Source organism: Pseudotabrizicola sp., from assembly GCF_030656345.1.
Lineage (GTDB): Bacteria > Pseudomonadota > Alphaproteobacteria > Rhodobacterales > Rhodobacteraceae > Pseudotabrizicola.
This window is the reverse complement of sequence record NZ_JAUSNR010000030.1, coordinates 1-22,633: the sequence shown is the minus strand read 5'-3', so window position 1 is coordinate 22,633 and position 22,633 is coordinate 1. Positions and strand designations below refer to the sequence as shown.

The window sequence follows — 22,633 nt, the reverse complement described above, 5'->3', positions numbered from 1 at the left end:
CAAAGTTAACCATTGCCGGAACTGTCCTGCCCGCTACCTATTGTTAATAATCAGCCAGCCGGGTGATCCGAAGACGGACGCCGGTCGTAATGCTGTGACGGAACCAGAAAGCGCGCCCGAGTTATGACAGATGCCCCCCTGATCCTCTGGCTTCGCCGGGACCTGCGTCTGCGCGACTCTGCCCTGCTGACCGAGGCGGCGCGGACCGGCCGACCGCTGATCCCGCTGGTCATTCTGGACCCGGAGACTGAAGGACTAGGCGCGGCCCCGAAGTGGCGGCTGGGGCTGGGGTTTGCCGAATTTGCCAAAGCGCTGGAGGCGGTTGGTTCGCGCCTGACCTTCCGTCGCGGCCCGGCGCTGGAGGTGTTGCAGGCGCTGATCGAGGAGACCGGGGCGGGTGGGGTCTGGTGGCACCGGCTGTATGATCCGGCGTCTGTCGCGCGCGACACGCAGGTCAAGGCGACCCTGAAAGCGCAGGGCATCCATGCCCGAAGCTTTGCCGGGCACCTGCTGTTTGAGCCGTGGGAGGTGGAGACCGGAACGGGGGGCTTTTACAAGGTCTATACCCCGTTCTGGAAAGCGGTGCGGGGCCGCCCCGTGCCTGCACCGATGCCTGCGCCGGAAACGCTGCCCGCGCCCGCCACTTGGCCCGCCACCGATGATCTGGCCGATTGGCAGATGGGGGCCGCCATGCGGCGCGGGGCCGATGTGGTGGGCTATCACCTGCAGGTCGGCGAACAGATGGCGCAGGAGCGGCTGGATTTCTTTATCGCCAACCGTGTCGACACCTATGTCGCCGACCGCGATCTGCCCGCGACCGACGGCACCTCTGGCCTGTCGGAAAACCTGACCTATGGCGAGATCAGCCCGGCCCGGATCTGGGCCGCCGGGTGGCGGGCGATGCAGGGCGGCGCGGCGGGGGCCGAGACATTCCTGAAAGAACTGGTCTGGCGCGAGTTTTCCTATCACCTGATGCACCACACCCCGCATATCACCCATGCCAACTGGAAGCCGGAGTGGGATGCCTTTCCGTGGCGGGGGGACAACAAGGATGCCGAGCACTGGCGCCGTGGCCTGACCGGCGAACCCTTTGTCGATGCCGCGATGCGCGAGATGTATGTGACCGGCCGCATGCACAACCGCGCCCGGATGATCGTGGCAAGTTACCTGACCAAGCATCTGATGACGCATTGGAAAGTGGGGCTGGACTGGTTTGCCGACTGTCTGATCGACTGGGACCCGGCGGCCAATGCGATGGGCTGGCAATGGGCCGCAGGGTCTGGCCCGGATTCGGCGCCGTTCTTCCGCATCTTCAACCCGGCGACACAGGTGGAAAAGTTCGACCCCAAGGCCGATTACCGCCACCGCTTCATCGCCGAACTCTCAGCCGACCCCGGCCCGATGGCGCTGTCCTATTTCGATGCGGTGCCGGTTTCCTGGGCACTCGACCCGTCGCGGCCCTATCCGAAGCCCTTGGTCGATCTGGCCGAAGGGCGTGCACGGGCGCTTTCGGCATACGGGGCGCGAAACTCTTGAGCGCTTGGCCCGTATCTGAAACTGTAAACAAAAGAAGACAATTCCCCGGGGAGGGAAGATGGAATTTCTGACAACGACCAAGGGCCAGACCGGCCTGCCGCGCTATTTCACCCAGGCCTTTGCGGTGGCCAACCGTCTGGGCGAAGGCCGGCTGGATTTCGTGCTGCCCGACGGGCGGCGCTTCCGGCTGGAAGGGGCCAAGCCCGGACCGATTGCAGAAATTGCCATTCACAACAACGAGCTGTTTGCCCGCATGATCCGCGAAGGCGATCTGGGGTTTTGCGATGCCTATCTGGATGGCTGGTGGTCCAGCCCCGATCTGCAGGCGTTTCTGGATCTGGTGCAGATGCAGACCAACAACCCGGTGCAGGATGGTTATCCCGGCATGGGGCTGCTGCGTGCGTTTGAAAAGCTGCGGTTCTGGTTGCAGTCGAACTCGCGCGCACAGGCGAAAAAGAACATCCACGCGCATTACGATCTGGGCAATGATTTTTACCGGCTGTGGCTGGATGACAGCATGACCTATTCCAGCGGCTTGTTTCAGACCGGACAGGAAAGTCTGGAAACGGCGCAGGAGCAGAAATACGCGAGCATGGTCGACCAGATGGGCGCGCAACCGGGCGAACATGTGCTGGAAATCGGCTGCGGCTGGGGCGGCTTTGCCGAATATGCCGCCGCCAAGCGCGGCTTGCGGGTGACGGCGCTGACCATATCAAAGGCACAGTTTGATTATGCTGTGGACCGGATGGCCCGCGCGGGCCTGTCGGACCGGGTGGAAATCAAGCTGCTGGATTACCGCGATGAACGCGGCCATTACGACGGCATTGCCAGCATCGAGATGTTCGAGGCGGTGGGCGAACGCTATTGGCCCACATATTTCAGCACGCTGCGCGACCGGCTGAAACCGGGGCGGCACGCCACGCTGCAGATCATCACCGTGCCCGATCACCGCTGGCCGGTCTACAAGCGCGGCGTTGATTACATTCAGAAATACATCTTCCCGGGCGGTATGCTGCCCGCCCCGTTCCGCCTGCACGAAGAGGTGGAACGCGCCGGGCTGCACCTGAAAGGTTCCATCGAGTTCGGCGAAAGCTACAGCCAGACCCTGCGCCGCTGGCACGAGGTGTTCAACGAGCGTTGGGACGAGATTGCGCGGCAGGGGTTCGACGAACGCTTCCGCCGGATGTGGAACTTCTACCTTGCCTCTTGCGCCGGAGCCTTCCGCGGCGGAAACTGTGATGTGACACAGATGACCGTGACACGCCCGGCCTGACCAGCACGCTGACAGCCTTGGGCGGAAAGGAGCGCGATGCCAACCGCCGCCAAACTGTTTGCCGCCGCCGTCTTTGCCATTGTCGCCGCCGTCGCCGCACATCTCTACGCGCTGGACCTGCCCGAAGGCCGCCCTGCCGGCCTGCTGCGCGAGGTCAGCGCGCTGGTGGGGGTGGCCTGCGGCTGGATGATCATGGGGGCCGCCGCCCACCGCAGCCGAAGCCGGGTCGATGCCATGGGCACCGGCATCCGCACCTCGGTCACCATCGTGGTGCTGGTGGTGCTGATCTTTGCCATTGCCGAGATGATGGGCCGGGCGTTCAAGGGGCGCTACAAAACCCCGCTGGATGCGATACTGGGTGTGTTCGAGCAGGCGCTGCTGCTGGTCCCGCCGCTGGCACAGCCCGATATCCTTGGGGTCTTGCTGCTGGGCGGGCTGATCGGCGGGGCCGTGGCGCATTGGGCGGGCCAGCGGTGGAACTGATAACGCTTGAAAGTCTGACCTGATGACCCCTGTTTTTCTGTGCGGCCCGTTGTGCCACCATCCGCTGCTGGATGTGATCCTTGGCGGCAGCTTTGCGCTGTCCCCTGCCTATGTCAGCGACCGTGTGGCCAGCATGATCGACAGCCCCGGCCACATCGCCCTTGCCCGGCAGCGCGGCGGCAAAGTCGAAGGGGCCGTGCTGGAGGCCCCGACGCCGCAGGCCATGGCGCGGCTGGCGTTTTATGCAAAGGTCATCGGCTTGCGGCCACGGCCGGTCAGCGTAACCGCTGCCAGCGGCACGGCGCAGGGGGTGACCTATGCGCTGAAATCCGGTCCGGCAGAGGCTGGCCCGTGGGATGCCGCGCTGTGGCTGGCCGACCATGCCGCCTTGGCGGTGGAGACCGCCGGGCTGGTGATGGCGCAGTTGGGCCAGACCCCGCCCGCCCGTCTGCACGCCCGGCTTGGCCCGGTCATGGTGCGTGCGGGCAGCAGGCTGCGGGCGCAATCCCAGCCCGCGCCGGAGGCGCTGCGCCGCGCGCCGGGCGCGATTGACCTGCGCGCCGCGCGCCAGCCCTATGCCCATTTCTTCGCGGTCGAGGAATATGACCTGAGCTTCCCGCGCTTTGACGGCACCATGAGCCCGCAGATCAACCGCGCGGTCTTTGTCTCGGGCGATGCGGTGACCGTGCTGCCCTATGACCCGGCGCGCGACCGGGTGCTGCTGGTGGAACAGCTGCGCGCAGGCCCCATGGGCCGTGGCGACCCCAACCCGTGGCAGCTGGAAGCCATCGCCGGCCGGATTGACCCGGGCGAGGCCCCGGAAGAGGCCGCCCGGCGCGAAGCGGTGGAAGAGGCGGGGCTGACCCTTGGCCCGCTGCTGCCGGTGGCCAATTACTACCCGTCACCGGGGGCGAAGTCGGAATTTCTGTATTCCTATGTCGCGATCACCCAGCTGCCCGACGGGGCCGCCGGGGTGTTCGGGGTGGAAGACGAGGCCGAAGACATCCGTGGCCATCTGATAAGCTTTGATCAGGCCATGGCGCTGGTCAGCACCGGAGAGATCCAGAACGCGCCCTTGCTGGTCACGCTGCTGTGGTTGCAGCGCGAGCGGGGGCGGTTGCGGTCCTGAGGCGGGACGCCGGGGGTGTCGTGGGACGCGCGCCGCGCGGGAGTATTTTCAAAAGGTGCAAGGGTCAGAGGTTCAGCTTGACCCATGCCGCGTTGCGGGCAGAGGACCGGACACAGGCATCGACAAAGGCCACGCCCTCCAGCCCTTCCTTCAGGCCGGGGAAGGTAACCGCCGGGTCAAGCGCAGTGCCGTCGCGCCGGGCGATGATGGCGCGGGCGGCCTCGGCGTAGATATTGGCAAAGCCTTCCAGATAGCCCTCGGGGTGGCCCGACGGGATACGGCTGACGCGGCCCGCCTCGGGGCCTGCGCCCGGGCCGTTGCGCGTCAGCCGGTATTTCGGCTGGCCCAGCGGGCCGACCCACAGGTAATTGGGGTTCTCCTGTTCCCATTCGATGCCCGCCTTGGTGCCGAAGATCCGCAGCCGCAGCCCGTTTTCCTGCCCCGCCGCGACCTGGCTGCACCACAGCATGCCGCGCGCGCCGCCGGAATAGCGCAGCAGCACATGGGCGTTGTCATCCACCCGGCGCCCCGGCACAAAGGCCTGCAGGTCGGCGGCCAGTTCCTCCACGCTCAGCCCGCTGACGAAATTCGCCAGATTGAACGCATGGGTGCCGATGTCGCCGGTGCTGCCGCCGGCACCCGAGCGCGCCGGGTCAGTGCGCCAGCCTGCCTGCTTCTGGCCCGACTCCTCAACCGGCTCGGCCAGCCAGTCCTGCGCATATTCCACCTGCACCAGCCGGATGTCGCCCAGCTCGCCGCCTGCCACCATCGCGGCGGCCTGCCGGATCATCGGGTAGCCGGTGTAATTGTGGGTCAGCGCGAACACCACGCCAGAGGCTTCCGCCGCCTTGGCCAGCTTCTTGGCCTCGGGCAGGGTATGGGTCAGCGGCTTGTCGCAGATCACATGGATGCCGCGTTTCAGAAACTGCATGGCCACCGGCGCATGCATGGGGTTGGGCGTTACAATCGCCACCGCCTCGATCCCGTCTTTGCGCCGCGCTTCGCGTGCCGCCATCTCGGCAAAGCTGGCATAGGCCCGCGCCACCCCCAGATCGGCGGCCGAGGCGAGGGATTTTTCGGCATCGGATGAAAAGCACCCCGCCACCAGCTCGTACTGATCATCAATCCGCGCCGCGATCCGGTGCACCGCGCCGATGAACGCATCGCGCCCGCCGCCCACCATGCCAAGCCTGATGCGCGGTGCCCGCGCCACATGTGCTGCTGTGATGGTCATGTCAAAGCCCTCCTGTTTTCATCTTGGCAAAAATACTCCACGGGGGTGCGGGGGTGTGAAACCCCCGCTGTGCAACGGTCAGTCCAGACCCAGCATCCGCCGGTTCGCGGCCCGGTCGGTCCCGGCCCCTGCGAAATCGTCGAATGCTTTTTCGGTCACCCGGATCATATGCGCCTTCACGAAACCGGCCCCTTCGCGCGCGCCGTCTTCGGGGTGTTTCAGGCAGCATTCCCATTCGACCACCGCCCAGCCGTCAAAGCCGTATTGCGTGAGTTTCGAGAAGATGCCGCCGAAATCCACCTGCCCGTCGCCCAAGCTGCGGAACCGTCCGGCGCGGTTCACCCATGACTGGAACCCGCCATAGACGCCCTGCCGCCCCGTGGGGTTCAGCTCGGCGTCCTTGACGTGGAACATGCGGATGCGGTCGTGGTAGATGTCGATATGGTCCAGATAATCAAGGTGTTGCAGCACGTAGTGGCTGGGGTCATACAGCATGTTGGCGCGGGGGTGGTTGTTCACGCGTTCGAGAAACATCTCGAAGCTGATGCCGTCATGCAGGTCTTCGCCGGGGTGGATTTCATAGCAAATGTCGACGCCACAGTCTTCGGCATGGTCCAGAATGGGGTGCCAGCGGCGGGCCAGCTCGTCAAAGGCTTCCTCGACCAGCCCTGCCGGGCGCTGGGGCCAGGGGTAGATATAGGGCCAGGCGAGGGCCCCCGAAAAGCTGGCATGGGCGGTCAGGCCCAGGTTTTTCGACGCGGTCAGCGCCTTTTTCACCTGATCCACCGCCCATTCCTGCCGCGCCTTTGGGTTGCCGCGCACGGATTCCACCGCGAATCCGTCAAAGGCGGTGTCATAGGCCGGATGCACCGCGACCAGCTGGCCCTGAAGGTGGGTGGACAGTTCGGTGATCTGGATGCCATTGGCCTGCGCCACGCCCGTGATCTCGTCGCAATAGGTCTGTGACGACGCGGCCTTGTCCAGATCGAACAGCCGCGCGTCCCAGCTGGGGATCTGCACGCCGGTATAGCCGCAATCCGCTGCCCATTGCGTGATGCTGTCCCATGAGTTGAACGGCGCGGCATCGCCCGCGAATTGCGCCAGAAACAGCGCTGGTCCCTTGATCGCCTTCATTGTCGTCCTCCCTTGTCATTGTTGCAGCGCTCGACCTTGCCGGGCCGCTCCAACCCTTGTTTGGCCGGGGTGTCCCGGCGTTCGACGGCGGCGACCACGGCGCGCGCCAGAAAATCGCCGGCTTCGCGCACATCTTCATGCACGACCATGATCTCGCGGCGGAAACGGTGCAGGAACCGCAGCGCCTCTTTCGCCACCAGATCGAAGTCGCGCCCCAGCACCAGCCCCAGCGCTTCGGCTGCGTTCACCGCCGACATCGCGGCGGTGGTCGAGCCGCACAGGAGCCCGTCGGGGCGCGGATTGGCCTGCGTCAGATGCGCGCGCACCGCGTCTTCGATCACCGCACTGCCGGAATCGGAATTGGCGGTGGTCAGCACCTCGAACGACAGGCCGTGCTGGCCCGCCGCCTGCACAAAGCCGGTGGTCATGTGGCGGGCATAGTTCTGGGTGCGCGGGGGGGGCACCAGCAGCAGGTGTTTGCGCCCGGCATCCGCCAGCGCCTGAACCGCGATGGCGGCAAAGGTCTCATTGTCGAAATCGTAATAGCTGTGCTCGATCTCCATGGTGGTGCGGCCATGGGTGGCAAAGGGGAAATGACGTTCGGCCATATAGCGCACGCGCGGATCGTCGGGTTTGGTCTGGTTCAGGATGATGGCATCGGCGCTTTCGGTTTCTACCAGATAGCGGACCGGGTCCATCGGGTCCTGATCGGCGAAATAGGGCGTGACGATCAGGTGATAGGCGGTGCCGCGCAGAGCATTGGCGATGGAGTAGATCAGCTGCGATGTGTGGGTCATCCCATCGGATTCGGTGGACAGCACGAGTGCTATCACATTGGTCTTTCCGGTGCGCAGGCGCACACCGGCGCGGTTCGGGCGGTAGCCTAAGCGCGCCGCCGCCTCGCGCACGCGGCGCTTTGTCGCCTCGCCGATATCAGGCGCATCCTTCAGCGCGCGGCTGACTGTCGCCACCGCCAGCCCGGTTTCGGCGGCGATGGTTTTCAGTGTCGGGCGCTCATGCTCCGAATCAGGCGGGGCAGGCGGGGTGGGGAATTCGATGCCTGACGTCATTGTGCACACCCGTCATTGCGAATCGCTTTGCGCAAAACCGGCCGCGGATCGGCGGCACCGGCCCATGCTGCACCCGCAAAACCGCCCGCACCCCCGCAGGGCCTAAGCGCCTTGATGAGCGGGGAAAAACGTGGGGTGCGGCACTGCGGCATTCAGCTCTCAAATCCGGAAAAAACCCGGGCGTCAGGCCCGGAACCATCGCCCATTCAATGCCATGCCTGCCGCGCGGCACAAGCGAAAAGAATGCTTGATCGGGAAAACTATAACGTTATAGAAATTACTATAACGATTTAGAAACCGGGAGGACTGCATGAAAACCTTTAAACTGGCTACCGCGCTTGTGGCGTCGGTCGCATTGCCATCGGCTGTTTATGCCACCGATCTGGAGGTCACCCACTGGTGGACCAGCGGCGGGGAGGCCGCTGCCGTGGCCGAGCTTGCCAACGCGTTCAACGCGGCGGGCGACAACTGGGTCGATGGCGCCATCGCCGGTGGCGGCAGCACCGCGCGCCCGATCATGATCAGCCGGATCACCGGCGGCGACCCGATGGGGGCCACCCAGTTCAACCACGGCCAGCAGGCGCTGGAACTGGTCGAGGCCGGGCTGATGCTGGACCTGACCGATGTGGCCGAAGCCGAAGGCTGGGCCGACAAGGTTTTCCCGCCATCGCTGCTGGAAGCCTGCACGGTTGATGGCCGGATCTATTGTGCGCCAGTGAACATTCACTCGCCCGAATGGCTGTGGCTGTCGAACCAGGCATATGAGGATGCGGGCCTGCCCGTGCCGACCAACTGGACGGAATTCGTGGCCAGCGGCCCCGAACTGGAAGCGGCCGGCAAGATCCCACTGGCGCTGGGCAATCAGGCCTGGCAGTCCAACCTTGCCTTCAACGCGATCACCGTTGCGGTGGCCGGGCTGGATGTCTGGAAACAGGTGAACGTCGAGAAAAACATGGACGTGGCCGCCGGTCCGGAAATGGCAGCCGTTTTTACCGCCGTGGGTGACGCCCGCAAACTGGCCGCCAATTCCACGGTGCAGGACTGGAATCAGGCCACCAATCTGGTGCTCAGCGGTCAGGCCGGCGGTCAGATCATGGGGGACTGGGCACAGGGTGAATTTCAGGTCGCGGGCAAGGTGGCAGGCACCGATTACACCTGTCTGCCGGGGCTGGGGCTGAACGCCTATCTGTCCACCGGGGGGGATGCCTTTTACTTCCCGAAAAACCGCAGCGCCGATGTGGAGGCCGCGCAGAAACGTCTGGCCGCTCTGCTGGTCAGCCCCGAAGTGCAGGTCGCCTTCAACCTCAAGAAAGGCTCGCTGCCGATCCGGGGCGATATCGACCTTGAGGCTGCCAATGACTGCATGAAAAAGGGCCTCGAAGTGTTGGCCAGCGGCAATCTGGTGCCATCGGGCGATATGGCATGGTCCCCCGATGTGGTGAAGCAGAACGAAGACCTGATGGTCGAGTTCTTCAAGTCCGGCATGACCCCTGATGCGGCCCACACGCAGTGGGTGTCAAATCTGAAATCGGGTCTCTGATCCGGCAGGCTGACTGCGGGGCCGCCCGGAATGGCGGCCCTTGCCAACTGATACCGACAAGGGGGAGGGCAGGCCAATGGCCGAAGCACGGCGGGTAAACCGCATGTGGCGGAACTTGAACGCGAAAGTCGCGGCAATTCCGATGATACTGACAACATTGGTGGTTTTCGTGGGGGGTACCCTGTGGACCGTTGTCTATTCCTTCACCGATTCCAAACTGCTGCCGCGCGAACGCTGGGTGGGTTTTGACCAGTACGAACGGCTGTGGTCGAACTCGCGCTGGCTGACCTCGATCGAAAACCTGATGATTTACGGGGTGTTGTCGCTGGTGTTCACCATCTGCATCGGCTTTCTGCTGGCGGTGGCGATGGATCAGAAGATCCGGTTTGAGGATACCTTCCGCACCATCATGCTGTACCCGTTCGCGCTGTCCTTCATCGTGACAGGTCTGGTCTGGCAGTGGATTCTGAACCCGGAATTCGGCATCCAGCACATTGTGCGCTCGCTTGGCTGGGAAAGCTTTACATTTAACCCGCTGAACAACCCCGATCTGGTGCTGTATGGTCTGCTGATCGCCGGGCTGTGGCAGGGCACCGGGTTTGTGATGTGCCTGATGCTGGCGGGTTTGCGCGGCATTGACGAAGACATCTGGAAAGCCGCCCGCGTGGACGGGATTCCGACATGGAAAACCTATATCCAGATCATCCTGCCGATGATGCGCCCGGTGTTCATCACCACGCTGGTCATCGTCGCTGCCGGGATCATCAAGCTTTACGACCTTGTGGTGGCCCAGACCTCGGGCGGGCCGGGAACCGCGTCACAGGTGCCCGCCATGTATGTCTATGACTACATGTTTCAGGCGCAGAACCTTGCGCAGGGCTTCGCCGCCTCGACCATGATGCTGCTGACTGTGCTGATCGTGCTGATCCCATGGGCCTATCTGGAATTCGGAGGCAAGAAACATGGTTGATGCAACCCTCACCGCCCCTGCCACCCGCGCGGAACCGCGCGGGGCAAAGCCGAAGCGCGCGCTGTCGGGCCGCAACATCATGATCTATGGCACGTTGATTGTGTTCAGCCTGTATTACCTGCTGCCCCTGTGGGTGATGGTGATGACCAGCCTGAAGGGCATGCCCGAAATCCGCATGGGCAACATCTTTGCCCCGCCGGTCGAGATCACCTTTGAGCCTTGGGTCAAGGCATGGTCACAGGCCTGCACCGGGCTCAACTGCGACGGGCTGAGCCGCGGGTTCTGGAATTCGGTCCGCATCCTGATCCCGTCGGTGATCCTGTCCATCGTGGTGGCGAGCGTCAACGGCTACGCGCTGACCTTCTGGAAGTTCAAGGGCTCGGACATCTTCTTCACCATCCTGATCTTCGGTGCCTTCATCCCCTATCAGGTCATGCTGTACCCCATCGTGATCCTGCTGCGCGAAATGGGGCTGTATGGCTCGCTCTGGGGGCTGGTTCTGGTACACACCGTCTTCGGTATGCCGATCCTGACCCTGCTGTTCCGCAACTACTTCTCGACCATCCCCGAGGAATTGTTCAAGGCCGCCCGCGTCGACGGGGCCGGGTTCTGGGCGATCTATGCGAAAATCCTGATGCCGATGAGCCTGCCGATCTTTGTCGTGGCGATCATCCTGCAAGTCACCGGCATCTGGAACGATTTCCTGTTCGGCGTCGTCTACACCCGCCCCGAGCATTACCCGATGACGGTGCAGCTGAACAACATCGTCAACTCGGTGCAGGGGGTCAAGGAATACAACGTCAACATGGCCGCCACCCTGCTGACCGGGTTGGTGCCGCTGTTCATCTACTTTGTCTCCGGCAAACTTTTTGTTCGCGGCATCGCCGCCGGTGCTGTGAAAGGCTGATCCCACATGACCAACTCTATCGAAGTCAAAGACCTGACGCTGAATTTCGGCGCGGTGTCGGTCTTGAAAAACATGAACCTGAACGTGGCGGAGGGTGAATTCGTGGTGCTGCTGGGGCCTTCGGGCTGTGGCAAATCCACGCTGCTCAATTGCCTTGCGGGGCTGTTGGAGATTACCGACGGCCAGATCTTCATCAAGGGCCAGAACGTGACATGGGCCGAACCTTCGGCGCGCGGCATCGGCATGGTGTTCCAGTCTTATGCGCTGTATCCGCAGATGACGGTGCGCGGCAACCTGACCTTTGGGTTAAAGAATGCCAGAGTCCCCCGCGCCGAGATTGAGAAAAAGGTCGCCCGCGCCGCCGAAATTCTGCAGATCGGCCCGCTGTTGGACCGCAAACCGGCGGCCCTGTCGGGTGGGCAGCGCCAGCGGGTTGCCATCGGCCGCGCGCTGGTGCGCGATGTTGATGTGTTCCTGTTTGATGAGCCGCTGTCGAACCTCGACGCCAAGCTGCGCAGCGAATTGCGGGTGGAAATCAAGCGGTTGCACGCACAACTTAAGAACACCATGGTCTATGTCACCCATGATCAGATAGAGGCGCTGACGCTGGCCGACCGCATCGCGGTGATGCGCGGCGGCATCATCCAGCAGCTTGCCGCGCCGCAGGAAATCTACAACCGGCCAGCCAATCTGTTCGTGGCTGGTTTCATCGGCAGCCCGTCGATGAATTTCCTGCACGGGGCCACGGTTGATGGCGGACAGGTGTTCCGGCTGGGCGATCTGACCCTGTCGCTGGCAGGGTATGAAGGCGGGCTGATCGGCACGCGCGACAAGGTCATCCTTGGCCTGCGCCCCGAACATCTGGTGCTGCAGGATCAGGACGAACCGGGCATGACGATCCCCGCCACGGTTGAACTCGATGAGCCGATGGGAGCGGATTCGCTCGTCTGGCTGCAGGCCGCAGGCACCCAGATGTCGGTCCGGGTGCCCGTCGAGCGGCGCATGGCGCCCGGCACTCAGGTGCATCTGCGGGTCGATATGGCCAAGGCCGGCCTGTTTGACGCGGCCACGGAATCCCGGGTCTGACCATCATGATCCCGCCACGCCCCCCGTGACCGCAGGCTTTGCCAGCCCCCGCACGCACACCCGGAATACCCCCCGAAAGGACACTGCATGTTCTCCTACCAGCTCTACTCCTCCCGCAACTTCCCGCCGATGTCGGCCACGTTTGAAATGCTGGCCAAGGCCGGTTACACCGCTGTTGAGGGCTACGGCGCGCTTTACGCCGATGACGCGGCGGTCGAGGCGACAAAGGCCGGTCTCGCCGCCACTGGCCTGACCATGCCGACCGGGCATTTCAGCCTGTCGATGTTGGAGAATGAGGCGCCAAAGGTGCTGTCCATCGCCAAATCCCTGAAAATGCAGAAACTCTATTGCCCGCACATCGGCCCCGATGACCGCCCAGCCACCGGCAAGGGCTGGCATGATTTCGGCACCCGGCTGGAAAAAGCGGCGCATGTCTACCGCGCCGAAGGCTATGGCTTTGGCTGGCACAACCACGATTTTGAATTCCGCCCCACCGCCGATGGCGCAATCCCACAGGAGGAAATGTTCGACGGCGGCCCGCATCTGGAATGGGAAATCGACGTGGCATGGGTCATCCGGGGCGGGGCAGACCCGCTGGCGTGGATCGACCGCTACAAGGACCGGATCACCGCCGCCCATGTCAAGGACATCGCGCCGCAGGGCGAAAACGCGGATGAGGATGGCTGGGCCGATGTCGGCCATGGCACCGTGGACTGGCCCGCCATCATGGCCGCGCTGCGTGCCATCGGCGTGCGGCATTTCGTGATGGAACATGACAATCCGTCCGATGCCACCCGCTTTGCCACCCGCGCCATCGCTTCTGCCAAGGGGTACTGAACCATGACAGTGATGGGTCTGGGCATCATCGGATGCGGCAATATCTCGACCAGCTACCTGCGGCTTGCGCCCCTGTTCAAGGGGCTGGAGGTGCGGGCGGTGGCTGATGTGAACATGGATGTGGCCTGCGCGCGCGGGGCCGAATTCAACGTGGCGGCGCAATCGGTTGATGACCTGCTGGCCAATCCCTTTGTCGATATGGTCATCAACCTGACCGTCCCCGACGCGCATTTCAGCATCACCAAGCGGATACTGGAGGCGGGCAAACACGCCTATTCCGAAAAGCCGCTGGTGCTGACACTGGCCGAAGGCGAGATTTTGCGCACGCTGGCGGCGGCGTCCGGTCTGGCCGTCGGCTGCGCCCCGGACACCTTCCTTGGCGGCGCGCACCAACAGGCGCGCGCGCTGCTGGATGAGGGCAAAGTCGGTGAGATTACAGCCGGTTGCGCGGCGGTGTTGAACCACGGGATGGAGCATTGGCACCCCAACCCCGACTTCTTCTTCCTGCCCGGTGCCGGGCCGATGCTGGACCTTGGGCCGTACTACATCGCCAACCTGATCAACCTGCTGGGCCCGGTGCACCGGGTGGCAGCCCTGACCAGCTCGGCACAGCCTGCGCGCACCATCGCCAACGGGCCGCGTCTGGGGGAAACCGTGCCGGTGAAGACCCCGACCAACATCCACGCCCTGCTGGAGTTTCAGAACGGGGCAACCATCAACCTGTCGACCAGCTGGGATGTCTGGCACCACAAGCGCACCCATTTCGAGCTTTATGGTTCTGAGGGCACGCTCTATATCCCCGACCCGAATTTCTTCGGCGGCACGATAGAGATCGGGCACCAGGACGGCACGCTGGAGCAGGTCACCCCGTGGGACCACCCGTTCGGCGTGGCCAATCAGGATCACCCGAAGCAGGGCGCGCTGGCCAATTACCGCACCGCCGGTCTGGCCGATATGGTGCAGGCGCTGATTGTGGGCCGCGACCCCCGCTGCTCGCTCGACCGTACCCTGCACGGGGTAGAGGTGATGACCGCCTGCCTGCAATCGGGGGATACCGGCGGGTTCGTCACCCTGACCACCACCTGCACCCGGCCTGAGGCTTTGGGCATCGACGAGGCACGGGCGCTGCTGGTCTGACCCTTGCCGGGCCGGGGGCATCCGCCGGATGCCCCCGGTTTTCAGACGCAGCGAAAGGTTGGCAAAAGTTAAGCCATCCTTAAAATGCCAAAGCCAAGTCCTTGAAATCATTGGGCCGGATGCGGTGCAACACAGGGGGAACCGGGGCCGGCCCTGCGGCGCGCATTTGATCACAACTTGATTGCTGCGCCGAACCCGTCATAACAGGACAAAATGCGGGGGGCCTGATGGACGCGGACAGCCGGAAGATACCGACCCACGAGGTCACCTATGCGCGGCTGCGCGACATGATCCTGTTCGGCCACCTTGAACCGGGGGCGGCGGTGACCATTCAGGGTTTGATCGCCGACCTTGGGGCCGGGATGACCCCGGTCCGCGAAGCCATCCGCCGCCTGACCGCCGAAGGCGCGCTGGAGCCGCAGGGCAACCGCCGGGTGGCGGTGCCCGGCATGACCGGCGCGGTGCTGGATCAGGTCGCCTTCGCCCGGCTGACGATTGAACCCAAGCTGGCCGAAATGGCAGCCGCCCACCTGACCCCGGCTCTGATCGCCCGGCTGCAAGGCATCGACAACACCGTCGACCTTGCCATCCGCGCGGGCGATATCCCCGGCTACCTGCAATCCAACCACGCCTTTCACTTCTGCCTGTACGAGGCATCAGACGCGCCGGTGCTGGTCGACATGGCCCGGTCGATGTGGCTGCGCTTCGGCCCCTCGCTGCGCGTCGTCTGCGCCCGCTTCGGCAGCGACGCTTTGCCGGACCGCCACTCCGAAGCCCTCGCCGCCATGCGCGCAGGCGACGCGGGCGGCCTGCGCGACGCCATCGAACGCGATATCGCGCAAGGGGTGGATCAGGTGAAGCTGGCGCTGGCGCAAGGCGGGCTCTGAGCGCCCTTCACGACAAGCGGCAGGTTTTCCGGGCGGTTGCGTGGTGAGTATTTGGGTCAAGATGAAGCGGCAGCGCGTGCTCAAATAATTTGATCAAATTTCTTGAACCGCGCCGCGATTGACCCTATCCTGCCCCAAAGCCGGGGCCCGTTGCCCTGCTGATTCAGAAAGGGGCTTGGCCATGAACATGATCACAAACCACCTGCCGACCGCCGAGCTTCAGGCTCTGGACGCCGCGCATCACATGCATCCGTTTACCGATGCCAATGGTCTGGCGGCCAAGGGCGCGCGGATCATCACAAGGGGCAAGGGCGTCTGGCTGACCGATTCCGAAGGCAACCGGATCATCGACGGCATGGCCGGTCTGTGGTGCGTGAACATCGGCTATGGTCGCAAGGAACTGGCCGAAGTGGCCGCCCGGCAGATGGAAGAGCTTGCCTATTACAACACGTTTTTCCAGACCACCCATGTGCCGGCCATCGCTCTGGCGGCCAAGATCGCCGAACTGGCACCGGGCGATCTGAACCATGTGTTCTTTGCAGGTTCGGGGTCCGAGGCGAATGACACCAATATCCGGCTTGTCCGGCGCTATTGGGATGTGAAGGGCCAGCCCGAACGCCGCATCATCATCGGCCGCAAGAACGGCTATCACGGCTCGACCATGGGCGGCGGATCTTTGGGCGGCATGGCCCCGATCCACGCGCATGGCGGCATGATCGACGGCATCGTGCACATCGACCAGCCCTATTGGTGGGGCGATGGCGGCGATATGGACGAAGACGCCTTCGGGCTGGAGCGCGCGCAGCAGCTTGAGGCGAAGATCCTGGAGCTGGGGGCCGACAAGGTTGCCGCCTTTATCGGCGAGCCGGTGCAGGGCGCTGGCGGCGTGATCATCCCGCCCGCCACCTACTGGCCGGAAATCCAGCGGATCTGCGACAAATTTGGCATTCTGCTGATCGCGGATGAGGTCATCACCGGCTTTGGCCGCACCGGCAACTGGTTCGGCAGCCAGACCTTTGGCATCAAGCCGCATATCATGACCATCGCCAAGGGCCTGTCCTCGGGCTATCAGCCGATCGGCGGCTCGATCGTCTGTGACGAGGTGGCGGCGACCATTGCCGAGGGCGGCGAGTTCTTCCACGGCTATACCTACAGCGGCCATCCGGTCGCGGCGGCGGTGGCGTTGGAGAACCTGCGCATCCTGCAGGATGAGCATGTGGTCGAGCATGTGCGCGACGTGGCGCACCCTTACCTGAAACAGCGCTGGGATGCTTTGGCAGATCATCCGCTGGTGGGCGAGGCAAAGCTGGTGGGCCTGATGGGCTCTATCGCGCTGACGCCGGACAAGGCCAAACGCGCCAAATTCCCCGGCGAGCAGGGCACCGTGGGCTTCCGCTGCCGCGAGCGGTGCTTTGCCAACAACCTGATCATGCGCCATGTCGGCGACCGGATGATCATCTCGCCGCCGCTGGTGATCACCACGGAAGAGATCGACATCCTGATCGACCGCGCCACAACCAGCCTGGATGAATGCTATGCGGGCCTGAAGGCCGACGGGCTGATGGTTTCGGCCTGACGTGTGAGACAGGCGCACGCCCATGGGCTTGCACCTTTCTGAAATACTCCCGCCGGAGGCCCCGGCCTGCACAGCGCGCACCCGTTACAAGGTGCGCGCTGTTCTCTTTCGCGTCAGCCCCTGTGCGGCGCAGCTTGAGGTTGGCGCGTGACTTGCCTACACATAAGGCAAAGGACAAGAGGGCCGAACATGCGCATTCATTCCGATCTTGCCGATACCATCGGCAACACCCCGCTGCTCAAGCTCAAGCGTGCGTCCGAGATGACGGGCTGCACCATCCTGGGCAAATGCGAATTTCTGAACCCCGGCCAGTCGGTCAAGGACCGCGCCGCGCTGTATATCATCCGTGATGCGGTGGCGCGGGGCGATCTGAAACCGGGCGGCACCATTGTCGAGGGCACGGCGGGCAACACCGGCATTGGTCTGGCGCTGGTGGGCGCGTCGATGGGGTTCAAGACTGTGATCGTCATTCCAGAAACGCAATCGCAGGAAAAGAAAGACATGCTGCGGCTGGCGGGGGCGGAACTGGTGCAGGTGCCTGCCGCGCCTTACCGCAACCCCAACAACTATGTGCGCTATTCCGGCCGTCTGGCCGAGGCTTTGGCGCGGACCGAACCCAATGGCGCGATCTGGGCCAATCAGTTTGACAATGTGGCCAACCGTCTGGCGCATGTTGAAACGACGGGGCCGGAAATCTGGGATCAGACCGGGGGCCGCGTTGACGGGTTCATCTGCGCGGTGGGGTCGGGGGGCACTCTGGCGGGTGTGGGCATGGCGTTGCAACCCAAAGGGGTGAAAATCGGGCTGGCTGACCCCGAGGGGGCGGCGCTGCATGCGTTCTACACCACCGGCAAGCTGGAAAGCCCCGGCACCAGCATTACCGAAGGCATCGGGCAGGGGCGGATCACCGCCAACCTTGAAGGTTTCACCCCCGATTTCAGCTATCGCATCCCGGATGCCGAGGCGCTGCCGCTGGTGTTTGACATGCTGGAGGAAGAGGGGATCTGCCTTGGCGGATCGTCGGGCATCAACATCGCGGGTGCGATGCGCATGGCGCAGGAAATGGGACCGGGGCACACCATCGTGACCATCCTGTGCGATTACGGCAACCGCTATCAGTCCAAGCTGTATAACCCGGCCTTCCTCAAGGAAAAGGGTCTGCCGGTGCCGCTCTGGCTGGATCAGGCCCCCAAAGCCTTGCCCAGCGTGTTTGAAGACGCATGAGCCTTTTGCCCCGTTCTGGTCTGCCACGCGCGCTGATCCTGGCGCTGCTGCTGGCTGTCGCCCCTGCGCTGTCCCTGGCCCAGTCGGGGCCCACGCCCGGGGCACCGACCGCCGCTGGCCCTTCGCAGCCGGGCGCACCCGCAGCAGTGCCTGGCGTGCCGGCAGAACAGGAACTGGACTACCCCACGTGGGAAGCGGTTGCCGCGCAGGCCGAAACGGCACTGGAGGACACTGCGGCCTCTGCCGCCGGGCTGGATGCGTTGCGCGCGCAGCTGGTCGAGTGGCGGTCATCGCTGCTGGTGGCGCAAGGCACCAATTCGGCGCGGATTGCCACCCTGCGCCAACAGATCACAGCGCTTGGTCCCGCCCCCGCAGAGGGCCAGACCGAAGCGGATGAGATTGCGGCGCGGCGGGCGGAACTGAATGGCCAGCTTGTGCGCCTGCAGGCCCCGGGCATCGCGGCGGAAGAGGCGTACCGGCGCGCTGACGGGCTGATCGCGGAAATCGACCGCACCCTGCGCGAGCGGCAGGCCGACGCATTGCTGCAACTCTACCCCACGCCGATGAACCCGGCCAACTGGCCCGAGGCGGCGCGCGTCGTCACCGGGGTGACCTCGGGCATCTGGGCCGAGACGAAGCGGCGCTGGTCGACGCCCGCCGCGAATGAAACGCTGGTGAACAACCTGCCTGCCATCGCCCTGCTTTTGCTGACAAGCATTCTGCTGATCTGGCGCGGCAGGCCGATGGTTGAACGGCTGGTGGCACGGATCAAGAAACGCTGGTCGGTGCGGGGCGTGCGGGTGGCGATGCTTGTGCTGTCGCTGGGGCAGATCGTGGCCCCGGGCGTGGGCGTGATTGCCCTGTCGCATGCGCTGCGCCTGACGGGGATGTTCGGGATCAACGGCACCGTCTTGCTGGAGGCGCTTCCCGCCGCTGGCATCCTGCTGTTCACCGCCGTCTGGCTGGGCGCGCAGCTGTTCCCGCGCGATCATGATTTCCTGCCGATCAAGCTGAGCGACGAGGGCCGGGCCGAGGGGCGCCTGATGACCGCGCTTTATGGCATCTTGCTGGCGGTCAACGCCTTGCGTCTGGCGATGGTGGATCACCTGACCCTGTCCGAGGCGGCGCGCGGGGTCCTGGCCTTTCCGGTCATCCTCGTCGCGGCGGTCTTGCTGGTGCGGATCGGCCAGCTGATCCGCCAGACCGATGGCCCCGACACTGCGGCAGATGATGAGGTGGGGTTCCGCAACCGCATCGTCTCGCTGCTGGGGCGTGGCGCGGTTCTGATCGGCGTGGTCTCGCCGCTGCTGGCGGCGATCGGCTATATTCCGGCGGCCGAGGCGATGGTGTTTCCGGCGGCAACCTCTCTGGGGTTGCTGGGGCTGGTCTATATCCTGCAGATCGTGGTCACAGACGTTTACGCCGTGATCATCCGCAACGACGAAGGCGCGCGCAATGCGCTGGTGCCGGTGCTGGTGGGCTTTGGTCTGGTGCTGGCCGCCCTGCCGGTGTTCGCGCTGATCTGGGGCGCGCGGCTGGCCGATCTGACCGAGATGTGGACGCGGTTGCGCGAAGGCTTCACGCTGGGCGAGACCCGGATCTCGCCCACGGATTTCCTGTATTTCGCGGTGCTGTTTGGCCTAGGCATCATGGTCACCCGGCTGTTTCAGGGCGCGTTGCGCGGGTCTATCCTGCCGCGCACCAGTCTGGATCAGGGCGCACGCAATGCGGTGATATCCGGCGCGGGTTATGTGGGGGTGTTTCTGGCCGGGCTGATCGCGATTAACTCTGCCGGGATTGATCTGTCAGGGCTGGCGATTGTGGCCGGTGCCCTGTCGGTCGGCATCGGGTTTGGTCTGCAGAACATCGTGTCGAACTTCGTGTCCGGCATCATCCTGCTGATCGAACGCCCGGTGAGCGAGGGCGACTGGATCGAGGTTGGCGGCGTGCAGGGCAAGGTCAAGTCGATCTCGGTCCGCTCGACCCGGATCGAGACCTTTGACCGCACCGATGTGATTGTGCCCAACACCGATCTGGTGGCGGGGCAGGTCACCAACTGGACCCATTTCAACCTGTCGGGCCGGTTGATCGTGCCAGTCGGGGTGGCCTACGGGTCAGACACCCGCAAGGTGACCCGGGTGCTGCAAGAGATTGCAGAAGCGCAGCCGCTTGCCATTCTGAACCCGCCGCCGATGGTCGTGTTCATGGCCTTCGGCGCGGATTCGATGAATTTCGAAATCCGGGTGATCCTGCGGGACGTGAACTTCTCGCTGTCGGTCCGCAGTGAGATCAACCATCAGATCGCAAAGCGCTTTGCCGAAGAGGGGATCGAAATTCCCTTCGCGCAGTCGGATGTCACCATCCGCAACGCGACCGAGATTGCCGGACTGTTGCGCATGCTGCAGGGCGGGGGCGTCGCCGCTGAGGCAGACGCCAAGGCAGACGGTACGACAGCCAAAGACAGCGCGCCGGAGCCAAAGCCGCCCGGGCCGCTGCCGCGCGACCAGTCGCCGGGCGAAGGTCTGGGCGATGCGGGCAAGGGGGAGACCTGATCATGACAGACCTGCTGTTCCGCGATGATGCCTATTGCCAGCAAACCACGTCCCGCGTGACTGGCCACACGCCCGAAGGCGGCATTCTGATCGACCGGACGGTGTTCTACCCCACAGGGGGCGGTCAGCCCGGCGATTCCGGCTGGGTTGACTGGCAGGGCGGGCGTCTGACCATCGCAACCGCCGTCAAGGTCGAGGGCGGGCAGGTGGCGCTGGTGCCGTCCGAACCGCTGGCCCTGCCGCCGGTGGGCACAGAACTGACCCAGCGGCTGGACTGGACCCGCAGGCACCGTCACATGCGGATGCACACGGCGCTGCACCTGTTGTCGGTGGTGATCCCCCTGGCGGTGACCGGCGGCCAGATCGGGGCAGAGCGCGGACGGCTGGATTTTGACATGCCCGAGCCGCCGGCCGATCTGGCGGCGCTGTCGGCGGCGCTGTCGGACCTGATCGACCGCGATCTGCCGGTCACCGATGAGTGGATCACGGATGAGGACCTGCTGGCCAATCCGGGGCTGGTCAAGACCATGTCGGTCATGCCGCCGATGGGGCAGGGCCGGGTGCGGCTGGTGCGGATCGGGCAGGGCACGGTGCCGGTGGACCTGCAACCCTGCGGCGGCACCCACGTCGCCCGGACCGGCGAGGTCGGGCAGGTCGAGATCAGCAAGATCGAGAAAAAAGGACGGCAGAACCGCCGCGTGACCCTGACGCTGGGAAGCTGACAGCGGCGGGCGCTACAGCCGGTTGCGCACCGACCGGCACGGTATCTTTCCCGCCCGACCGGCGCGCGTTGTGGTCCCTCATGTTGTGCCATCCCCGTGTCCGGGACTGCGCCGGCCTGTCCGCTCTGTGATGCAGGGCCGAGCAGATACGGCGAAAATGGTTTCGCAACATATTCCGGCCGATGCGTACAGCATCTTTGCTGCCACAGCCTTGGGAATGTTTACATTCATTCTTGCGCCCGGGAATCTGACCAACGACATGTTGACTGAAAGCGCTGATCCACGGAGACCGTCTGATGAGCATGCATGGAGTGGTGATCTGGTATTCCCCGTCATCGTTTCGCGCCATCATCTGGTGCGACGATTCAAAAGAGCTGGGTATCGCCTCGGGGGCCACCGCCTGGCGCAATCCCATGCTCGAGGTTCAGGTTGGTGATGTTGTGGCCTTCCGGACGGAACGACACGGCAGCGACCGGCTGTGCACGGATCTGCATGTCGTAGAAAGCCGGGCCGCACCGTCACCGCGGGCCGAGATGCTTGCCAAAGCAGAAACACATCCCGTTTCAGGAATTCCGCTCTTGCATCTTTGTTCCAGTCGCGATTAAGACACCGCCACGGACAGTTGGCCGAGTGGTCGAAGGCGCACGCCTGGAAAGTGTGTAGGCGGGGAACCGTCTCGAGGGTTCGAATCCCTCACTGTCCGCCACATAACCTGATATGTTATTGATTTTGTTGAAAAATTTGAAGATCTTCGGATTTGAACCAACATAGCTACCAACATTCTTGTGTCGCTTGATCTCAAGCTGGGATCTTTTTCGTCGTCAGCGTTCTTTTTTCGAAAATGCCAAGCGACAGATTCTGATGTCCTGCGTAAAGGCGATAAGTGGCGTGAACAGTTCGCGCCACATATCAGGAGATGCAGACACATGAATGCCAACATCAAGCCCGAAACCCTTTACCTTTCAGTCGAACAAGTCGCTGAGCGCTACGGCGTTTCCACCGACAGCATCTGGCGCTGGAAGCGTCATGGTCGCTTCCCGGCTGCAGTCAGCATCGGACCGAACTGCAGCCGTCCGGCAGGCTGTCACCGAAGAGACCTGGTTGATCCCCAAAGGCGCGTCCGGCGGCCTCAGGGGGCTGTTGTGGCTCTTGAGAGCAGGGGGCTCAGGGGCAGTGGCTGTGCAGCAAATAGTGGTGTGGTCTTGTCACGTATTTGTGCCGCTCCCAGTCCTCGTTTAGGCCACTTGACGTTCGAAGGCCAAGGGGCTTTTGCCTCCCAATGCTGAGTGCCGACGGCGCGGGTTATAGAAGCCGTTGATGTATTGGAAGATGGCGG

Annotated in this window: 20 protein-coding genes and 1 tRNA gene; 17 read left to right on the top strand and 4 right to left on the bottom strand. The window is 64.0% G+C overall.

The genetic code is table 11. The features are described 5' to 3' along the window. Positions 1–123: 123 nt before the first annotated feature. Genes Q7J44_RS17570 through Q7J44_RS17555 form a run of 4 tightly spaced genes read left to right on the top strand, consistent with a single transcriptional unit; the run spans position 124 to position 4,421 of the window. Positions 124–1,536 (top strand): deoxyribodipyrimidine photo-lyase, encoded by a 1,413-nt coding sequence (locus tag Q7J44_RS17570; protein WP_304882134.1) that lies wholly within the window; start codon positions 124–126, stop codon positions 1,534–1,536. Between the two features lie 58 nt (positions 1,537–1,594). Further along, the gene (locus Q7J44_RS17565; protein ID WP_304882132.1) at positions 1,595–2,809 is read left to right on the top strand and encodes a cyclopropane-fatty-acyl-phospholipid synthase family protein; all 1,215 of its coding nucleotides are present in this window, start codon (positions 1,595–1,597) and stop codon (positions 2,807–2,809) included. A gap of 36 nt (positions 2,810–2,845) precedes the next feature. After that, a complete protein-coding gene (locus Q7J44_RS17560; protein WP_304882130.1) occupies positions 2,846–3,292 on the top strand; it encodes a TrgA family protein in 447 nt (148 codons plus the stop codon). Positions 3,293–3,314: 22 nt separating this feature from the next. After that, positions 3,315–4,421 (top strand): NUDIX domain-containing protein, encoded by a 1,107-nt coding sequence (locus Q7J44_RS17555; RefSeq protein ID WP_304882128.1) that lies wholly within the window; start codon positions 3,315–3,317, stop codon positions 4,419–4,421. 64 nt (positions 4,422–4,485) lie between these two features. Here the strand turns inward: Q7J44_RS17555 and Q7J44_RS17550 are convergent, their stop codons facing one another. From Q7J44_RS17550 to Q7J44_RS17540, 3 genes are all read right to left on the bottom strand, one after another. Continuing rightward, positions 4,486–5,655 (bottom strand): Gfo/Idh/MocA family protein, encoded by a 1,170-nt coding sequence (locus Q7J44_RS17550; protein WP_304882126.1) that lies wholly within the window; start codon positions 5,653–5,655, stop codon positions 4,486–4,488. Between the two features lie 78 nt (positions 5,656–5,733). Beyond that, a complete protein-coding gene (locus tag Q7J44_RS17545) occupies positions 5,734–6,789 on the bottom strand; it encodes a sugar phosphate isomerase/epimerase (RefSeq protein WP_304882124.1) in 1,056 nt (351 codons plus the stop codon). Next, positions 6,786–7,859, bottom strand: coding sequence for a LacI family transcriptional regulator (locus Q7J44_RS17540; protein ID WP_304882122.1), 1,074 nt, complete (start codon positions 7,857–7,859; stop codon positions 6,786–6,788). Before Q7J44_RS17540 ends, Q7J44_RS17545 begins: the two co-directional genes overlap by 4 nt. 310 nt (positions 7,860–8,169) lie before the next feature. Here Q7J44_RS17540 and Q7J44_RS17535 point away from each other — a divergent pair, with 310 nt between their 5' ends. From Q7J44_RS17535 to Q7J44_RS17475, 13 genes are all read left to right on the top strand, one after another. Next, positions 8,170–9,399, top strand: coding sequence for an ABC transporter substrate-binding protein (locus Q7J44_RS17535; protein ID WP_304882120.1), 1,230 nt, complete (start codon positions 8,170–8,172; stop codon positions 9,397–9,399). Between the two features lie 142 nt (positions 9,400–9,541). After that, positions 9,542–10,369 (top strand): carbohydrate ABC transporter permease, encoded by an 828-nt coding sequence (locus Q7J44_RS17530; RefSeq protein ID WP_304882118.1) that lies wholly within the window; start codon positions 9,542–9,544, stop codon positions 10,367–10,369. Then, positions 10,362–11,276, top strand: a complete 915-nt coding sequence (locus Q7J44_RS17525; protein ID WP_304882116.1) for a carbohydrate ABC transporter permease — start codon at positions 10,362–10,364, stop codon at positions 11,274–11,276. Before Q7J44_RS17530 ends, Q7J44_RS17525 begins: the two co-directional genes overlap by 8 nt. A gap of 6 nt (positions 11,277–11,282) precedes the next feature. Beyond that, complete coding sequence (locus tag Q7J44_RS17520) at positions 11,283–12,362, top strand: ABC transporter ATP-binding protein (RefSeq protein WP_304882115.1); 1,080 nt, start codon at positions 11,283–11,285, stop codon at positions 12,360–12,362. An 87-nt stretch (positions 12,363–12,449) separates the two neighbouring features. Next, the gene (locus tag Q7J44_RS17515) at positions 12,450–13,199 is read left to right on the top strand and encodes a sugar phosphate isomerase/epimerase (RefSeq protein WP_304882114.1); all 750 of its coding nucleotides are present in this window, start codon (positions 12,450–12,452) and stop codon (positions 13,197–13,199) included. Between the two features lie 3 nt (positions 13,200–13,202). After that, complete coding sequence (locus tag Q7J44_RS17510; protein WP_304882113.1) at positions 13,203–14,336, top strand: Gfo/Idh/MocA family protein; 1,134 nt, start codon at positions 13,203–13,205, stop codon at positions 14,334–14,336. 227 nt (positions 14,337–14,563) lie between these two features. Continuing rightward, positions 14,564–15,223 carry a GntR family transcriptional regulator gene (locus Q7J44_RS17505; RefSeq protein ID WP_304882112.1) on the top strand — a complete coding sequence of 220 codons (660 nt, stop codon included), beginning with the start codon at positions 14,564–14,566 and terminating at the stop codon, positions 15,221–15,223. Positions 15,224–15,404: 181 nt separating this feature from the next. Beyond that, positions 15,405–16,799, top strand: coding sequence for an aspartate aminotransferase family protein (locus Q7J44_RS17500; protein ID WP_304882111.1), 1,395 nt, complete (start codon positions 15,405–15,407; stop codon positions 16,797–16,799). Between the two features lie 189 nt (positions 16,800–16,988). Further along, positions 16,989–18,023, top strand: coding sequence for a cysteine synthase A (locus Q7J44_RS17495; RefSeq protein WP_304882110.1), 1,035 nt, complete (start codon positions 16,989–16,991; stop codon positions 18,021–18,023). Beyond that, positions 18,020–20,575 (top strand): DUF3772 domain-containing protein, encoded by a 2,556-nt coding sequence (locus Q7J44_RS17490; protein ID WP_304882108.1) that lies wholly within the window; start codon positions 18,020–18,022, stop codon positions 20,573–20,575. Before Q7J44_RS17495 ends, Q7J44_RS17490 begins: the two co-directional genes overlap by 4 nt. 2 nt (positions 20,576–20,577) lie before the next feature. Further along, positions 20,578–21,297, top strand: a complete 720-nt coding sequence (locus Q7J44_RS17485) for an alanyl-tRNA editing protein (RefSeq protein WP_304882106.1) — start codon at positions 20,578–20,580, stop codon at positions 21,295–21,297. Between the two features lie 296 nt (positions 21,298–21,593). Continuing rightward, positions 21,594–21,902, top strand: coding sequence for a hypothetical protein (locus Q7J44_RS17480; protein WP_304882105.1), 309 nt, complete (start codon positions 21,594–21,596; stop codon positions 21,900–21,902). Between the two features lie 11 nt (positions 21,903–21,913). Further along, positions 21,914–22,003 (top strand) — tRNA-Ser (locus Q7J44_RS17475). A gap of 529 nt (positions 22,004–22,532) precedes the next feature. Here the strand turns inward: Q7J44_RS17475 and Q7J44_RS23330 are convergent. Beyond that, a partial coding sequence (locus Q7J44_RS23330; protein WP_370693033.1) for an IS3 family transposase occupies positions 22,533–22,633 on the bottom strand: 101 nt, incomplete at its 5' end.

What these genes read in the sequence shown, in the direction of transcription:
- Q7J44_RS17570 (WP_304882134.1), top strand. Translation starts at nt 124, where the DNA reads ATGACAGATGCCCCCCTGATCCTCTGGCTTCGCCGGGACCTGCGTCTG.
- Q7J44_RS17565 (WP_304882132.1), top strand. Translation starts at nt 1,595, where the DNA reads ATGGAATTTCTGACAACGACCAAGGGCCAGACCGGCCTGCCGCGCTAT.
- Q7J44_RS17560 (WP_304882130.1), top strand. Translation starts at nt 2,846, where the DNA reads ATGCCAACCGCCGCCAAACTGTTTGCCGCCGCCGTCTTTGCCATTGTC.
- Q7J44_RS17555 (WP_304882128.1), top strand. Translation starts at nt 3,315, where the DNA reads ATGACCCCTGTTTTTCTGTGCGGCCCGTTGTGCCACCATCCGCTGCTG.
- Q7J44_RS17550 (WP_304882126.1), bottom strand. Translation starts at nt 5,655, where the DNA reads ATGACCATCACAGCAGCACATGTGGCGCGGGCACCGCGCATCAGGCTT.
- Q7J44_RS17545 (WP_304882124.1), bottom strand. Translation starts at nt 6,789, where the DNA reads ATGAAGGCGATCAAGGGACCAGCGCTGTTTCTGGCGCAATTCGCGGGC.
- Q7J44_RS17540 (WP_304882122.1), bottom strand. Translation starts at nt 7,859, where the DNA reads ATGACGTCAGGCATCGAATTCCCCACCCCGCCTGCCCCGCCTGATTCG.
- Q7J44_RS17535 (WP_304882120.1), top strand. Translation starts at nt 8,170, where the DNA reads ATGAAAACCTTTAAACTGGCTACCGCGCTTGTGGCGTCGGTCGCATTG.
- Q7J44_RS17530 (WP_304882118.1), top strand. Translation starts at nt 9,542, where the DNA reads ATGATACTGACAACATTGGTGGTTTTCGTGGGGGGTACCCTGTGGACC.
- Q7J44_RS17525 (WP_304882116.1), top strand. Translation starts at nt 10,362, where the DNA reads ATGGTTGATGCAACCCTCACCGCCCCTGCCACCCGCGCGGAACCGCGC.
- Q7J44_RS17520 (WP_304882115.1), top strand. Translation starts at nt 11,283, where the DNA reads ATGACCAACTCTATCGAAGTCAAAGACCTGACGCTGAATTTCGGCGCG.
- Q7J44_RS17515 (WP_304882114.1), top strand. Translation starts at nt 12,450, where the DNA reads ATGTTCTCCTACCAGCTCTACTCCTCCCGCAACTTCCCGCCGATGTCG.
- Q7J44_RS17510 (WP_304882113.1), top strand. Translation starts at nt 13,203, where the DNA reads ATGACAGTGATGGGTCTGGGCATCATCGGATGCGGCAATATCTCGACC.
- Q7J44_RS17505 (WP_304882112.1), top strand. Translation starts at nt 14,564, where the DNA reads ATGGACGCGGACAGCCGGAAGATACCGACCCACGAGGTCACCTATGCG.
- Q7J44_RS17500 (WP_304882111.1), top strand. Translation starts at nt 15,405, where the DNA reads ATGAACATGATCACAAACCACCTGCCGACCGCCGAGCTTCAGGCTCTG.
- Q7J44_RS17495 (WP_304882110.1), top strand. Translation starts at nt 16,989, where the DNA reads ATGCGCATTCATTCCGATCTTGCCGATACCATCGGCAACACCCCGCTG.
- Q7J44_RS17490 (WP_304882108.1), top strand. Translation starts at nt 18,020, where the DNA reads ATGAGCCTTTTGCCCCGTTCTGGTCTGCCACGCGCGCTGATCCTGGCG.
- Q7J44_RS17485 (WP_304882106.1), top strand. Translation starts at nt 20,578, where the DNA reads ATGACAGACCTGCTGTTCCGCGATGATGCCTATTGCCAGCAAACCACG.
- Q7J44_RS17480 (WP_304882105.1), top strand. Translation starts at nt 21,594, where the DNA reads ATGAGCATGCATGGAGTGGTGATCTGGTATTCCCCGTCATCGTTTCGC.